The organism is Spirillospora sp. NPDC048824 (assembly GCF_043198455.1).
GTDB lineage: Bacteria > Actinomycetota > Actinomycetes > Streptosporangiales > Streptosporangiaceae > Spirillospora.
Map to the genome: position 1 here is coordinate 398261 of NZ_JBICUS010000002.1, position 13706 is coordinate 411966.

A 13706-nucleotide genomic window follows, 5' to 3' on the forward strand; every position below is an offset into this window, starting at 1 on the left:
ATCAGAAGTATTGACCAATGCGCCCATCGTGTCGCGGGGTACGGCGTCATGGGACGAGAGTTACCCGACTGATACTTATGGGGGGAGCCTGCGGTAGCATAGCGGTGGGTCGGCTCGACCACCAGGCCGCACCCCGTACGCGAACGGCACGGCGCGACGGTCTCCGGTCCCCGTGCACCGGTTCCACCACTGATGCCCACCGGCACGGAGATTGTCTGAATCACGTCGTCGCTCGCTATAGTGACCGCGACGCCACGCCCCCATCTCACCCGGCGACTTCCGGCCGCCAGCTCTGGCAGCCCGGCGGTCCGCGCGGCGTCGGGGGCGGTGACCGCGAAGGGACTGAAGTGTCGTCTAGTCCAGCACCCGCCAAAGAGTTCGTCGACTACACGGGGTTGATACGGCGGCGTTGGGGGATCATCGTGTGCTGCGCCTCGCTCATCTTCGCCGGCGTCGCCGCGTACACGTTCACGGTGGCCAAAACCTACACCGCCGAGGCCCAAGTCCTCGTGGCGCCCACCGGGTTCGACGACTCCGCCCCCGCGGCGTCCAAGAGCAAGACGGACGTCAACCTCGACACCGAGGCCCAGGTCGCCAAGTCGCTCGAGGTCGCCAAAGAGGCCAAGCGCCTGCTCAAGTACGACGACACCGAGAACCACCTGCTGTCGCACGTCACGGTCTCAGTCCCCCCGAACTCGGGCGTCCTGACCATCGCTTACACCGACGACAACCCCCGTGGCGCCGCGAACGGCGCGAACCTCTTCGCGCAGGCGTACCTGAACCAGCGCACGGCGTCCGCGCAGGCGAACCTGACGGACCAGATCAACATCATCAGCAAGAAGATCGAGGATCTCAGCAACAAGAACAAGATCCTGCTGGACCGGATCCCGCAGTACAGCGGCGCCAACCGCACCTACGCCCGCAGCCAGCAGCAGGTCATCAGCCGCCAGATCACTGCGCTGACCGGCCGCGTGAACTCCCTCAGCACCACGACCATCAACCCCGGCCGCATCATCAGCAACGCCTCCACACCCACGCAGCCCAGCGGCCCGAACGTGCCGCTGTTCCTCACCGGCGGCCTCATGGCGGGGCTACTGGCCGGGTTCGGCGTCGCCGCCACCCGCGACCGCCTTGACACCCGCCTGCGCAGAGCGGCGGACGTGGAGCGGATGCTCGACATGCCCGTTCTGCTGGAGCTCCACCCGGCCGGCAAGGGCGACCGGCTCGGGCTGCTGCCCGCCCGCAGCCGCAACGGGCAGGAAGTGCACGAGCTGAGCCACCAGCTCAATGCCGTCCTCGGGCACGGCAACCACGTGATCCTGGTGACGAGCGCCACCGACGGGCCCGGCGCGGGCCTGTCGGCCGCGAACCTGGCCGCGGCGCTCGCCCGCACCCAGTCCCGCGTGGTGCTCGTCTGCGCCGACCTGCACTCCCGGGAGTCGGCGCGGCTGACGGAGGCCCCGGCGAGCCCTGGGCTCGCCGAGGTCCTGCTCGGGGCGCGCCCGCTCCGCGAGGCGATGGTCCGCTCGCCCGTGCAGAAGCGGCTGTGGGTCGTCCCGCCCGGCATCGACACCGACCTCGCCTACGAGCAGCTTCAGACGCGGCAGATGGTCCATATCGTGGACCAGCTCCGCTCCAACACCGACTACGTCGTGATCGACGCACCGTCGACCAGCGCCAGCGCCGACGCGCAGGCCATCGCCGAGGCCGCCGACACCGCGCTGGTCGTCGTGGAGGTCCCCCAGGTCAGGCGCAAGGACGTCGAGGAGTCGGTGCGCGCGCTCGACAGGATGAGCGTCACGGTGCTCGGCATGCTCGTCGTCCCGGCCCAGCCGCACTCCGACACCGCCCACCCGCAGCCGCGCCGCGCCGCGCGGCCCGGGAAGGCCCCTGGCGCGGCGGCCGGCTCGGCCAAGTCCGGCGGCGTGGACCTCGAGGCCTTCGGAACCGGACCTGCGGACCGCACCATCGTCGATCTCAAACCGGTCACCCCACCGGTGCTCGACTTCGACGCGGAGCCCGGCACGAACCGGGAGACGGGCTCCGCCCCGGGTTCCGGCGCCGGCCGGGAGACGGGCCGGAACACGGGCCACCGCGCCAACACCGGTGCGGGTAGGACGAGCCGCCGCGCCGCACGGCCGGGCGGGCCCGCCAAGTCCACCACTGACTCGGACACCGAGCACCACACAAAGACCAATGGCGATGAGCCGGACACGACGTCGGTGATACCCCGCTACGGTTTGCACTCCGACCCGGAAGACCAATCCGACCGTCCCTGAACCGTTCCGCCGCGATCCGAGTCGATGCCGTTGCCCTCCCTTTCCTCCACGAGTTGCGCGCTGAGCGGTCCCGTCCCCCCGTCACGGGCCGACGAACCGCTCCCGGCACGCCTGCGCGACCTGCCGCACACGACGTGGCCGCTGATCGCGCTGCTCGTCGGCTTCCCCATCTGGTGGATCGTCGGCCTCGGCGTGTTCAGCTTTGTCATCTGCGCGGTGCCGATGGCGCTCATCCTGCTCAACCGCCGCCCGCTGCGGCTCCCGCCCGGCTTCGGGCTATGGGTGCTGTTCCTGGTCTGGTACCTGGTCAGCCTCACCATGCTGGACGAGAACCCGGCGGGCGCATACGGCGATCTCGATTTCGGTCGGATCGTCTCGGTCGTGGTGCGGCTGGCCATCTACCTCGCGTCCGCGGTCATCGTGCTGTATGTCGGGAACCTCAGCGAGCGGGAGCTGCCGCGGCTCGCGCTCCTGCGGATGCTCGGGGCACTGTTCGTCACCACCACGCTCGGCGGGCTGCTCGGCGTCGTGTACCCGGACTTCCAGGTCCCGCCGCTGCTCGGGATGCTGCTGCCCGGGCGGATAAGCGGCAACCCGTTCGTGCAGAACATCATCGATCCCACCGCGGCGCAGATCACCTGGGTCGGCTCGGTCAAGGCGATCCGCCCCGAAGCCCCCTTCGAGTGGGCCAACACCTGGGGGAACAACTACTCGATCCTGCTGATCTGGTTCGTCCTCGGCTGGTGGGTGTACGCCTCGCGCAAGCGCCGGATGCTGGGCGCGGCGATCCTCGCGCTCTCCTTGGTCCCGGTGGTCTACGGGCTGAACCGCGGCCTGTGGGTCGGGATCGGGATCAGCATCGTCTACGTCCTCGTCCGGCTGGCGCTGCGCGGCCGGGTCATGGCGCTCGGCGTGGCGGCCACCGGGCTGGTGCTCGGCGGCGCCCTGTTCGCGATGTCGCCGCTGTACGCCCAGGTCGAGACCAGACTCGACAACCCGCAGAGCAACGGCATCCGCGCCTACACGCGCGCCAAGACGATCGAGGCGACGCTCACCTCCCCCATCATCGGCTACGGCAACACTCGGTACGCCGTCGGGAGCGACAAGACGGTCGTCACCGGCAAAACGGAGGCGTGCCCGGAGTGCAAGCACCCTCCGCTCGGCTCCGACGGCCAGCTGTGGCTGCTGCTGATCTCGCAGGGTTTCGTGGGGGCGGGCCTGTACATCCTGTTCTTCCTGAACGCGATGCGGCGGTACTGGCGGGATACCTCCCCGATCGCGACGGGCGGCGTCCTGACGATGCTGCTCGTGCTCTTCTACATGACGATCTACGACGGGCTCTACACCCCTATGCCCCTCTACCTGCTGTCCTTTGCGGTCATGTGGCGCAACGGCATGGACCTGAGCCCGCCGCGCCTCGAACCGGTCGCCGAGCGCGCCCTGCGGGCACGCGGTAGGACGCGTGCCGCCGCCCGCAGACGCCGGCTGCTGGAGACGAAGACACGTCAGGCCGCGCGGATGAACGGCGCGGCCATCAGGATTCGGGAGGGACAGCGTGAGCGACACGGCGGACCGGCTGACGGCGCTGAGTGAAACGACCCGGCTGCTCTGGCCCGAACCCGCACGCGTCACCTTCGGCTCCGGTGACCGCCTCCTCGCACCCGGCGCCCGTCGGCCCAGGATCCTGCTGCCCGCCGACCGGGCGGCCGCCGTCGCGGCGCTGCGCGCCTACGGCCGGGTCGAATCGCGCGCCGCGCGGCTGGTGACGGCCGGGCTGATCTGGTCGCTGCGCGGCGGGCTCGGGCACGCGGTGCTGCGCCGAGGCGTGCGCGTGGAAGTCCCGGACGGGGCCGAGACCGTGGAGACGTACCTGACCGCGGCCCTCGGGCGTCCGGTGTGCGCCGCGCTGTACGCGCGGCCCGCCGGCCGCGCCAACGACAAGCCTGTCCTGCAGGCGCTGTCCCCCGGATCGGACGGACCGCCGATCGCCTTCGTCAAGGTGGGGGTGGACGAGCTCACGGGGCGGCTCGTGCGGGCCGAGGCGGCGGCGCTGGCGCGGCTGCCGCGGACGGCGGGTGCCGTGGTGCGCGCGCCGGAGGTGCTGCACCACGGTTCGTGGCGAGGCCTGGACGTACTGGCGCTGACCCCGCTGCCGACGTGGGAGCCGGGCCGTCCCGTCACATCGCAGCTGCTGGCCGATGCGCTGCGGGAGATCGCCGCGGCGGCCGGGACACGGCGGCTCCGACTGGCGGCCTCCCCCTACTGGGCGGCGCTTCGCGACCGCGCCGCCGCGCTACCGGGCGGGGCGGCGGACCGGCTGCGCGCGGCACTCGCGGCGATCGGCGAACGGCACGGCGACGCCGAGATCGTCTTCGGTTCGTGGCACGGCGACTTCACGCCGTGGAACACCGGCGGCTCGGACGGCGGCCTGCTGGTGTGGGACTGGGAGCGGTTCGCCACCGGCGTCCCCGTGGGTTTCGACGCGCTGCACCACCTCCTCCAGCGGGCGGTCTCCGACCCGGCGGCCGACCCGGCGCGGGCGGCGGCCGACTGCGTGCGCGGCGCGGCCGGCGCGCTGGCCCCGTTCGCCGCCGAGGCCGCGCACGCCCGGCTCGTCGCGCGGCTGTACCTCGCCGAACTCGCCGCACGCTACCTCGCCGACCGGCAGGCCGAGGCGGGCGCCCGCCTCGGCGACGTCGGCGCGTGGCTCCTCCCCGCCCTCGCCGAGGGCGCGCAAGAAACGAAGGAAACGAATGGCTGACAAGCACCAGGCGGCGCGTCCCCCCAGGCACAAGCGGCTGGCCCAGGCCGCCGCCGTCACCGCGGGCAAGGCCACCCACCGTGCCCGCATCCTGCCCGGGTTCCTCATCGTCGGCGGGCAGCGCTGCGGCACGACGTCGATGTACCGGACGCTCAGCCAGCACCCGGCGCTGCTCAAGGCCCTGTGGCACAAGGGCGTCCACTACTTCGACACCGGCTACGGCAACGGGCTCGCCTGGTACCAGGCGCACTTCCCGCTGCGCGCGACGGCCGCGCGCGTCGAACACCGGTATGGAGTGGAACCGCTGGCGTTCGAGTCGTCGCCGTACTACGGGTTCCACCCGCTGGCGGGCGCGCGGATCGCCGCCGACCTGCCCGGCGTGAAGCTGCTGATGCTGGTGCGCGACCCGGTGGAGCGGGCGTACTCGGCGCACTCCCACGAGATGGGGCGCGGCTTCGAGACCGAGCCGTTCGAGCGGGCGGTGGAGCTGGAGGAGCAGCGGCTGGCGGGCGAGGCCGAGCGCCTCGCGGCCGACCCGTCCGCGACGAGCCGCGCCTACCAGCACAACGCCTACCTCGCGCGGGGACGCTACGTCGAGCAGATCGAACGGCTGGAGGGGCTCGTGGGCCGCGACCGCCTCCTCGTCGTGGACAGCCACGAGTTCTTCACCGAGCCTGAGCCCGTGTACAAGGGCATCCTGGACTTCCTGGACGTCCCGCCTCTCGGCTCTCCGGTGTTCGAGCGGCACAACGCGCGCAGCCGCTCGCCGCTCCCGGACGCGCTGAACGAGCGCCTCGACGAGTACTTCCGCCCGTACGACGAGCGGCTCGCGGAGTGGCTCGGCCGCACCCCGTCCTGGCGCCGATGAGCGCACCCGCGACCGGCGCGGCCGAGCCCGCGGCGAGAGGCGGCGCCGGCTCGGGATCGATGGGGTCCGACGTCGGCGCCCTCGCCCGCGGCGGCGCCCTGAGCATCGTGGGCGCGGCGATCTCGGCGCTGACCCAGCTCGCCGTCGTCGCCGTCATCACCAACGCGTTCTCCCAGGACGAGGCCGGCGTCTTCTTCGTCGCGACCTCCGTGTTCCTGCTGTTCGGCGCGATCTCCGAACTCGGTACCCAGACGAGCCTGGTTTACTTCATCGCCCGGTTCCGCTCGCGCGGCCGCTTCGAGCGGATCGGTCCGCTCGTCCGGCTGGCGCTGCGGCCGATGGTGCTGTTCTCCGCGGTGCTCGGCATCGCGCTCTTCACGGCGGCGCCGTGGGTGGCCGATGCGATGGTCCGCGGCGACCCTGGGGACGGCGCGACCTACCTGCGCGTGCTGGCGGTGTTCCTACCGGTGATGAACCTGTCGGGCGGGGCGCTGGCGGCGACTCAGGGGTTCCGGCGCATGCGGCCGTCGGTGCTGGTGGAGAACATCGGCCGCCCGGTGACGCAGCTCGCCGCGGTCGGCGCGGTGGCGGTCGCCGGGGCATCCGGGCTCGTCGCCGTCGCATGGGTCGGGCCGTACGTGCCCGCCGCCGTGCTGGCCGTGCTGGCGATGCTCGCGCTGGTCCGCCGCACCGCACCGGAAGGCGACGCCGCCCCGGATATCCCGCCCGACCTCGGCCGCCGGTTCTGGCGCTACGCACTACCGCGCGGCCTCGCGGCCATCACCCAGATCCTGCTGCAGCGCATGGACATCCTGCTGGTCGCGTCGATGCTCGGCGCGCGCGACGCGGCGATCTACACCGCGGCGTCCCGGCTGCGCGTCGTCGGGCAGCTCGCCAACCGGGCCATCTCGCAGGCGGTCCAGCCGCACCTGTCGGAGGTGCTCGCGCACGATGACCGGCGCTCGGCCAACACCCTCTACCAGACCGCCACGAGCTGGCTGATCCTGACGAACTGGCCGCTGTTCCTGCTTTCGGCGCTGTTCGCCGAGCAGCTGCTGCGGATGTTCGGGAACGGCTACCACAGCGGTGCTTCGGTGATCGTGGTGCTGGCGGCCGCGATGGTGCTCCGCGCAGGCACGGGCATGGTCGAGGTCGTCCTGATGATGGCGGGCAAGACCACCTGGAACCTCGGGAACATCGTGCTCGCGCTCGGCGTGAACGTCTGCGTCAGTGTGCTGCTCATCCCGCACATCGGGATCATGGGGGCGGCGCTCGGCAGCGCCGCCGCGCTGCTGACCCGCAACGTCATCCCGCTGCTGCAGCTGCGGCTGAAGCTGGGCCTGCACCCGTTCAGCCGGGGCTCACTGGCGGCGGCGGCGCTGACCGGCGTCTGCTTCGGCGCGGTGCCGCTGCTCGCGCGGCTGGCGGCGGGCCACGGGCTGTCCGAGCTGGCGGCCGCCGCAGTCGGTGCCGCCGGGTACGTCGCGGGCTGCTACCTGCTGCGCCGCCCGCTGCACCTGGACGAGGCGGCGCGCTCGATCCTGCGCCGCGGCCAGCCGCGGCGCTGACCGGCCGGCGCTCACACCCCGGCCGCGGGCCTAGCGGCGGTACCGGTCCAGCGCGCATCCGGTGAGAAACCGCGCCGCGAACGGAAGGTCGTGGAGGATGTAGCGGCTGAACAGGCGGCGGGGCTCGCCCGCCAGACGGTGCAGCCACTCCAGGCCCGTCCGCTGCATCCACTCCGGGGCGCGCTCCAGCTCGCCCGCCGCGAACGGGATCGCCGCGCCGCACCCCACGAACCACGCGCCGGGCAGCTCGGGCCGCAGCGCGGCGATGAGCCGGTCCTGGCGGGGGAACCCGAGGCCGACGAACACCAGGTCGGGCTTGCGGGCCGCGAGATCGGCGGCGATCGCGGCGACCTCGCGCTCGTCGCGGTCGAACCCCATCGGCGGCGCGGACGCCCCCGCGACGCGCAGCCCCGGATACCGCTCGGCGAGCACGGCGCCGGCGCGTTCGGGAACGCCGGGCGCGCCCCCGCCGAGCAGGTAGACCGACCGGCCGTCGCGTGCCATCGCCTCGCTCAGCGTCCAGATGAGGGACGCCCCGGTGACACGGGCGGGCAGCGGCCGGCCGGCGAGCCGCGCACCCCACAGGATCGGCGTCCCGTCGGCGACGACGAGAGCGGCGCCGGTGACGAGCGACCGCCCCTCACCGTCCCGCCGGGCGTGCCGCACGATGTCGATGTTCGGCGTCACCAGGTGGCCGCCCGCGCCGCGCGCGAGGCTGGCGGCGACGTGCTCGACCACCTGCGCCTCGGTCAGCGCATCGAACGGCACACCGCGCAGCACGACGCGCGGCGTGCCACCAGGGGCCGCGGCCTGCGCCGCGGGACCGGCCGCGATCTCGCCCGTCATATGCCGTGCCCCCGCGCGTGCAGGGTCCGCAGCACCCGTTCGTCGGAAACGAGCCCGGAGGCGACCGCCAGCGCGAACGGCACGCGCCGCTCCCGCCAGTTGGCGCGCAGAGCCCGCCGCGACCAGCTCAGCGCCTCCCGACGGCGGCCGAGGCCCGCGTTCCAGAATGCGATCTGGCCGTAGACGCGGGCCGCCCCGACCGGGTCCCCGGCCAGCTCCGGGTGCCGCCGCAGCATCCACCGCAGCCCGTCGATCTTGGTGTCGTACTCGCCGGCGAACAGCGACGTCCGCCCCCACAGCACCCGCACCAGCGGGCGGTCGACGTTCACGATCGGGTGCCGACGGGCGGCCCGCAGCGCGAGGTCCCAGTCCTCGTTCTGGCTCGCCGGGATGGTCTCGTCCACCAGCCCGATCCCGTCCCGCCCGGTCAGCGCCGCGCGGCGCACCAGGTACGTGGAGGAGTGGACCATCACCATCCGGGACCGCACGAGGTCGGCGTGGGTCACCTCCGCGGCGCCCGCGAGCCTCGCGTTGTCGCCGCCGCGGAACTCCACGAGGATGCCGCAGCTCGCCAGCACCGCGTCCGGCCGCGCCGCGAGCGCGGCCGTCTGCGCGGTCAGCTTCTCCGGCAGCCACCGGTCATCGTCATCGCAGAACGCCACCAGCTCGGTGTCCAGCGCGAGGATGCCGGTGTTGCGCGCCCCCGCCAGGCCCGGCGTGCGGTCGTTGGCGAGGACGGTCACGCGGCCGTCCGCGCCGGGCACGTCCGCGAGCGACGGGTCGGGCGCGGCGCGGTCGAACACGACCGCGACCCGCAGCCCGCCCGGATAGTCCTGGGCCAGGACGGCGTCCAGCGCCGCCCGCAGCAGTTCCGGACGGTCGTGCGTGGGGATCACCACGCCGACGGACGGGTGTCCACCCGGCTCCTCCGTCATACGTCGCCTCCTAGATAGCTGTAGTGGCGCAGCAGCGGCAAGGTCATGGCGGTGACCCTGCGCTGGTCGGCGGCCGGCAGCGCGGTCCGCCACCGGTCGTCGGACCGGACGTCGATGCGTCCGGTGCGGAAGCGCATCGGGTTGCCCGACGCCGTGTGGTTGACCGTCAGCTCCGCGCGGCCGTCGCCGACGAAGGCCAGCGCGGCGCCGTCGGCGGGGAGCCCCGCGAACCGGGCGATGTCGCGGAGCCGGGCACGCGGATCGGCGACGAAGTCCTCGTAGCGCATCCGCCGCACCCGCACGCCGCGCCGGGCGAGGAGCTGGTAGGCGCCGTTCTCGGCGTTCCAGTGGACGGCGGTGCGGGGGGGCGACCACTGCGTCATGTGCTCGTCGCCGCCCGCGTCGGCCTCCGGGCGCCGCACCTGGCGTGTCCACGAGTAGGCCACGCCGCGGCTGTCGCGCACGACGTGCAGCACCCGCAGGTCGAGGCGGCCGACGCGGGCCGCCCAGCGCAGGCAGAATGCGAGCGACGCCTGCTTGCTGGAGTCGATCAGGACCGTGGCGCCGGCCTCCGCGGCGACGGCGCGGTACAGGCGCAGGTAGTGCTCGACGTACTCGACGACTTGCGGCGCCCGGTCGGCCGGGAGCCGGTCGCGGGCGAGCATCGGGATGTGGCGGGTGCGGTCCACCGCGGCGCGCAGTTCGGCGAACCTGTCGAGGTCCACCGCGTCCCAGCCGCCGAACGCCGCCTCCCCGACTCGCCGCCAGACCGGGCACTCGCCGAACGGGACGCCGCAGCCGCAGCGCTCCCCCTCATGGACACCGCGCTCCCACAGATGGATGACCTCGCCGAGCGCCATCGCACCGGGCAGTTCACCGAGCAGGCGCTCGACCAGTGTTGTGCCGCTGCGGCCCAGTCCGCCGAGGAACAGGACGCGGGGCGGCGCCGTCCCGTCCGCGGGCCCGGCCGCACGCTCAGCGGACTCGTCCGCTCTCCGGTGGGGGACAGGCGTCATCGGCTGGACCTCGCGGGCATTCGGGGGATGGTGGTCCGGGGGTGGTCGGGAGACCACTGTTCCGCACCTTAGAGGACGTGACCGGCGCTCGCGGCGCCACCGGCCTACTTCACGCCGGTGATCATGCCGGCGGCGACGGTGTTGTTGGTGGCCTCGTCGACGAGGATGAAGCCGCCGGTGAGGCGGTTGCGGCCGTAGTCGTCGACGAACAGCGGCTGCGTCACGCGCAGGGAGACGCGGCCGATCTCGTTCAGGCCGAGCGCGTCCGCCTGCTCGTCGCGGTGCAGGGTGTTGACGTCCAGCCGGTAGTGCAGGTCCTTCACCAGGACCTTCGCGGTCCGGGTGGTGTGCTTGATCACCAGCTTGGAGCGCGGGGTGAGGGTGCGGTCCGGGGTCATCCAGCAGATCATCGCGTCGATGTCCTGCGCCACCTCGGGACGGTTGTTCGGGCGCGCGATCATGTCGCCGCGGGAGATGTCGATGTCGTCGGCGAAGCGGAGCGTCACCGACATCGGCGCGAACGCCTCGTCGACGGGACCGCGCGGGCCGTCGATCTGCGTGATCCGCGTGGTCAGCCCGGACGGCAGATGCACCACCTCGTCGCCGGGCTTGAGGACGCCGCCCGCGACCTGGCCGGCGTAGCCGCGGTAGTCGTGCAGGTCCGGGTCGGTGGACGCGTGCGGCCGGATCACGTACTGCACCGGGAACCGCACGTCGATCAGGTTCCGGTCGGACGCGATGTGCACGTGCTCCAGGTGGTGCAGCAGCGAAGAGCCCTCGTACCACGGCATGTTCACGCTGCGCTCCACGACGTTGTCGCCGTGCAGCGCCGAGATCGGCACGAACGTCATGTCCGTCACGGCGAGCTTGGAGGCGAACGCCGTGAACTCGTCCACGATCCGCTCGTACACGCTCCGGTCGTAGTCGACCAGGTCCATCTTGTTGACCGCCACGACCAGGTGCGGGACCTGCAGCAGCGTGGCGAGGAACGCGTGCCGCCGCGACTGCTCCAGGATGCCCTTGCGTGCGTCCACCAGGATGATCGCCAGGTCCGCGGTGGACGCGCCCGTCACCATGTTGCGGGTGTACTGGATGTGCCCCGGCGTGTCCGCGATGATGAACTTGCGGCGCGGCGTCGCGAAGTAGCGGTACGCGACATCGATCGTGATGCCCTGCTCCCGCTCGGCGCGCAGCCCGTCGGTCAGCAGCGCCAGGTTCGTGTACTCCTCGCCCCGCTCGGTGCTCGTCCGCTCCACCGACTCCAACTGGTCCTCGAAGATCGACTTCGAGTCGAACAGCAGCCGGCCGATCAGCGTCGACTTGCCGTCGTCGACGCTGCCGGCGGTCGCGAAGCGCAGGAGGTCCATGCTCTTGCCCGGGTGCTGGGCCTGGGCGGGCTCGTTCGCGGCCATCAGAAGTAGCCCTCCTTCTTGCGGTCCTCCATCGCGGCCTCGCTGGTGCGGTCATCGGCGCGGGTCTGCCCGCGCTCGGTGATCCGCGTCGCCGCGATCTCCTCGATCACCTCGTCGAGGGACGAGGCGCTCGACTTCACCGCGCCCGTGCAGGACGCGTCCCCGACCGTCCGGTACCGGACCGTCGCCTCGAACTCCGGCTCGTCGTCGCCGCGGTTGGCGAACCCGGTCTGGGCGTCCAGCAGCAGCCCGTCGCGCTCGAACACCCGGCGGGTGTGCGCGAAGTAGATCAGCGGAAGCTCCAGCTCCTCCCGCCGGACGTAGTCCCAGATATCCAGCTCCGTCCAGTTCGACAGCGGGAACACCCGCACATGCTCGCCCTGGACGATCCTGGTGTTGAACAGGTTCCACAGCTCCGGACGCTGGTTCTTCGGATCCCACTGCCCGAACTCGTCCCGGAACGACACCACCCGCTCCTTCGCCCGCGCCTTCTCCTCGTCGCGGCGCGCACCGCCGAACGCCGCGTCGAACTGGTGCTCCTCGATCGCGTCCAGCAGCGGCGTGATCTGCAGCCGGTTCCGCGACGCGCGCCGCCCCTTCTGCTCCACCACCCGGCCGCTGTCGATCGCGTCCTGCACCGACGCCACGACCAGCCGGACGCCCAGCTCCGCGACCCGCCGGTCACGGAACTCGATCACCTCGGGGAAGTTGTGCCCGGTGTCGACGTGCATCACCGGGAACGGGATCGGGGCGGGCCAGAACGCCTTCTCGGCCAGGCGCAGCATGACCAGGCTGTCCTTGCCGCCGGAGAACAGCAGCACCGGCCGTTCGAACTCGGCCGCCACCTCCCGGAAGATATGGATCGACTCCGCCTCGAGGACGTCCAGCTGGGACAACAGATAATCGGAACGCTGCATGGTCTGGGGCTTCTCTCCACGCTTTCTGGCAGATGCAACCGGTGGCACGCGACGGGCGCACGCCTCCCACCGGATCCGAACGTCGGCACGCCTCGATCGAGTCCCGCCGGGTCTCCGGGCAGGATCAGGGCAGGGCTCCACGCACTTCCCGTATGCCGGTCAGCAGCGTCGGCGCCGACACAGGGTGACACACCAGGATATCCGGCAGCCGCGGGTCCTTCCGGTTGTACTCCAGAACCGACCCGTCGATCCGGGACGCGTGCGCCCGCGCGGCGAGCGCCACCGCCGCCGGCGCGGCCGAATCCCACTCGAACTGGCCGCCCGCGTGCACGTACGCGTCGACCTCACCGAGCAGCACCGCGGAGATCTTCGCACCCGCCGACCCGATGGGCACCAGCTCCACGTCGAGTTCCATCCGGTCCGCCATCTGGCGCACGAACTCGGGCGGGCGCGTGCGGCTCACGGCGATGCGGAGCTTGCCCGCATCCGGTGCCGGGACGTGCAGCGGCACCTCGCGCGGCAGCGCCCCGCGGGCCGCCGCCGGCCCCGCCGTCACCGGGTCGGGCTCCCCCGGATCCACCCGGACGAGCGACGCCCCGCCCGTCGCGTCCGTCCGGAGCGTCAAGCCCTGCGCCGGAAGCGCCACCGCCCCGGCCGCCAGCCGTCCCCCACCGGACGCGTCACGCTCCCACAACGCCACATGAACGGCCCAGTCGCGGCGGCCCTCCTCGGAGAACTCACGGGTGCCGTCCAGCGGATCGACGATCCACACCCGCCCGGCCGTGAGCCGCTCGGCGTCGGCGGTGTTGCGGGTCGGGGCACGGTCATCACCCCGCGACCGCTTCCCCGCGACCGAGGAACGACCCTCCTCGGACAGGACGGCGTCACCGGGACAGCGCTCCGCCAGCGCCTCCATGAGGTACTCGTGCGCCCGCAGGTCGCCCGTGTCCTTGAGGACCCGCGCATCCGCGAACCCCACCTCGTCCCGCACCCCCAGCAGCAGCCGGCCCGCCGCACCGGCGAGCTCCGCCGCGAGCGCGTGGTCGTCCGCCGCCACTCCCGCTGTCATCCCTTGATCACATTCCCGACTCGACTGGTCTGTTC

General features: G+C 72.4%; 11 protein-coding genes. 5 read left to right on the top strand and 6 right to left on the bottom strand.

The features are described from left to right. The first annotated feature begins 347 nt into the window (after positions 1-347). Genes ACGFIS_RS05295 through ACGFIS_RS05315 form a run of 5 tightly spaced genes read left to right on the top strand, consistent with a single transcriptional unit; the run spans position 348 to position 7476 of the window. Entirely contained in the window at positions 348-2279 is a 1932-nt protein-coding gene (locus ACGFIS_RS05295) for a Wzz/FepE/Etk N-terminal domain-containing protein (protein WP_392900180.1), read from the top strand. Positions 2280-2303: 24 nt separating this feature from the next. After that, positions 2304-3872 (top strand): O-antigen ligase family protein, encoded by a 1569-nt coding sequence (locus ACGFIS_RS05300; protein WP_392969668.1) that lies wholly within the window; start codon positions 2304-2306, stop codon positions 3870-3872. After that, a complete protein-coding gene (locus ACGFIS_RS05305) occupies positions 3835-5040 on the top strand; it encodes a hypothetical protein (protein ID WP_392900174.1) in 1206 nt (401 codons plus the stop codon). Before ACGFIS_RS05300 ends, ACGFIS_RS05305 begins: the two co-directional genes overlap by 38 nt. Then, complete coding sequence (locus tag ACGFIS_RS05310) at positions 5033-5908, top strand: sulfotransferase domain-containing protein (RefSeq protein ID WP_392900171.1); 876 nt, start codon at positions 5033-5035, stop codon at positions 5906-5908. The genes ACGFIS_RS05305 and ACGFIS_RS05310 overlap by 8 nt, the downstream gene beginning before the upstream one ends. After that, complete coding sequence (locus ACGFIS_RS05315) at positions 5905-7476, top strand: oligosaccharide flippase family protein (protein ID WP_392900168.1); 1572 nt, start codon at positions 5905-5907, stop codon at positions 7474-7476. The genes ACGFIS_RS05310 and ACGFIS_RS05315 overlap by 4 nt, the downstream gene beginning before the upstream one ends. A gap of 30 nt (positions 7477-7506) precedes the next feature. On the opposite strand, the gene ACGFIS_RS05320 is transcribed toward ACGFIS_RS05315, so the two are convergent. The 6 genes from ACGFIS_RS05320 to ACGFIS_RS05345 form a co-directional block, all read right to left on the bottom strand. After that, positions 7507-8322, bottom strand: a complete 816-nt coding sequence (locus ACGFIS_RS05320) for a WecB/TagA/CpsF family glycosyltransferase (RefSeq protein WP_392900165.1) — start codon at positions 8320-8322, stop codon at positions 7507-7509. Then, on the bottom strand, positions 8319-9257 hold the full coding sequence (locus ACGFIS_RS05325; RefSeq protein ID WP_392900163.1) for a glycosyltransferase family 2 protein: 939 nt from the start codon (positions 9255-9257) through the stop codon (positions 8319-8321). Before ACGFIS_RS05325 ends, ACGFIS_RS05320 begins: the two co-directional genes overlap by 4 nt. Next, on the bottom strand, positions 9254-10273 hold the full coding sequence (locus ACGFIS_RS05330) for a sulfotransferase (RefSeq protein WP_392900160.1): 1020 nt from the start codon (positions 10271-10273) through the stop codon (positions 9254-9256). Before ACGFIS_RS05330 ends, ACGFIS_RS05325 begins: the two co-directional genes overlap by 4 nt. A 104-nt stretch (positions 10274-10377) precedes the next feature. Continuing rightward, positions 10378-11685 (bottom strand): sulfate adenylyltransferase subunit 1, encoded by a 1308-nt coding sequence (locus ACGFIS_RS05335; RefSeq protein ID WP_392969671.1) that lies wholly within the window; start codon positions 11683-11685, stop codon positions 10378-10380. Next, a complete protein-coding gene (gene cysD, locus ACGFIS_RS05340; RefSeq protein ID WP_392900154.1) occupies positions 11685-12602 on the bottom strand; it encodes a sulfate adenylyltransferase subunit CysD in 918 nt (305 codons plus the stop codon). Before cysD ends, ACGFIS_RS05335 begins: the two co-directional genes overlap by 1 nt. 124 nt (positions 12603-12726) lie before the next feature. Then, positions 12727-13671, bottom strand: a complete 945-nt coding sequence (locus ACGFIS_RS05345; protein WP_392900151.1) for an inositol monophosphatase family protein — start codon at positions 13669-13671, stop codon at positions 12727-12729. Between the last annotated feature and the right edge of the window lie 35 nt (positions 13672-13706).

Bases quoted from the DNA above. Each gene is read 5' to 3' on its own strand.
- ACGFIS_RS05320 (WP_392900165.1), bottom strand. From the start codon at position 8,322: ATGACGGGCGAGATCGCGGCCGGTCCCGCGGCGCAGGCCGCGGCCCCT.
- ACGFIS_RS05330 (WP_392900160.1), bottom strand. From the start codon at position 10,273: ATGACGCCTGTCCCCCACCGGAGAGCGGACGAGTCCGCTGAGCGTGCG.
- ACGFIS_RS05315 (WP_392900168.1), top strand. From the start codon at position 5,905: ATGAGCGCACCCGCGACCGGCGCGGCCGAGCCCGCGGCGAGAGGCGGC.
- ACGFIS_RS05345 (WP_392900151.1), bottom strand. From the start codon at position 13,671: ATGACAGCGGGAGTGGCGGCGGACGACCACGCGCTCGCGGCGGAGCTC.
- cysD (WP_392900154.1), bottom strand. From the start codon at position 12,602: ATGCAGCGTTCCGATTATCTGTTGTCCCAGCTGGACGTCCTCGAGGCG.
- ACGFIS_RS05300 (WP_392969668.1), top strand. From the start codon at position 2,304: ATGCCGTTGCCCTCCCTTTCCTCCACGAGTTGCGCGCTGAGCGGTCCC.
- ACGFIS_RS05310 (WP_392900171.1), top strand. From the start codon at position 5,033: ATGGCTGACAAGCACCAGGCGGCGCGTCCCCCCAGGCACAAGCGGCTG.
- ACGFIS_RS05335 (WP_392969671.1), bottom strand. From the start codon at position 11,685: ATGGCCGCGAACGAGCCCGCCCAGGCCCAGCACCCGGGCAAGAGCATG.
- ACGFIS_RS05325 (WP_392900163.1), bottom strand. From the start codon at position 9,257: ATGACGGAGGAGCCGGGTGGACACCCGTCCGTCGGCGTGGTGATCCCC.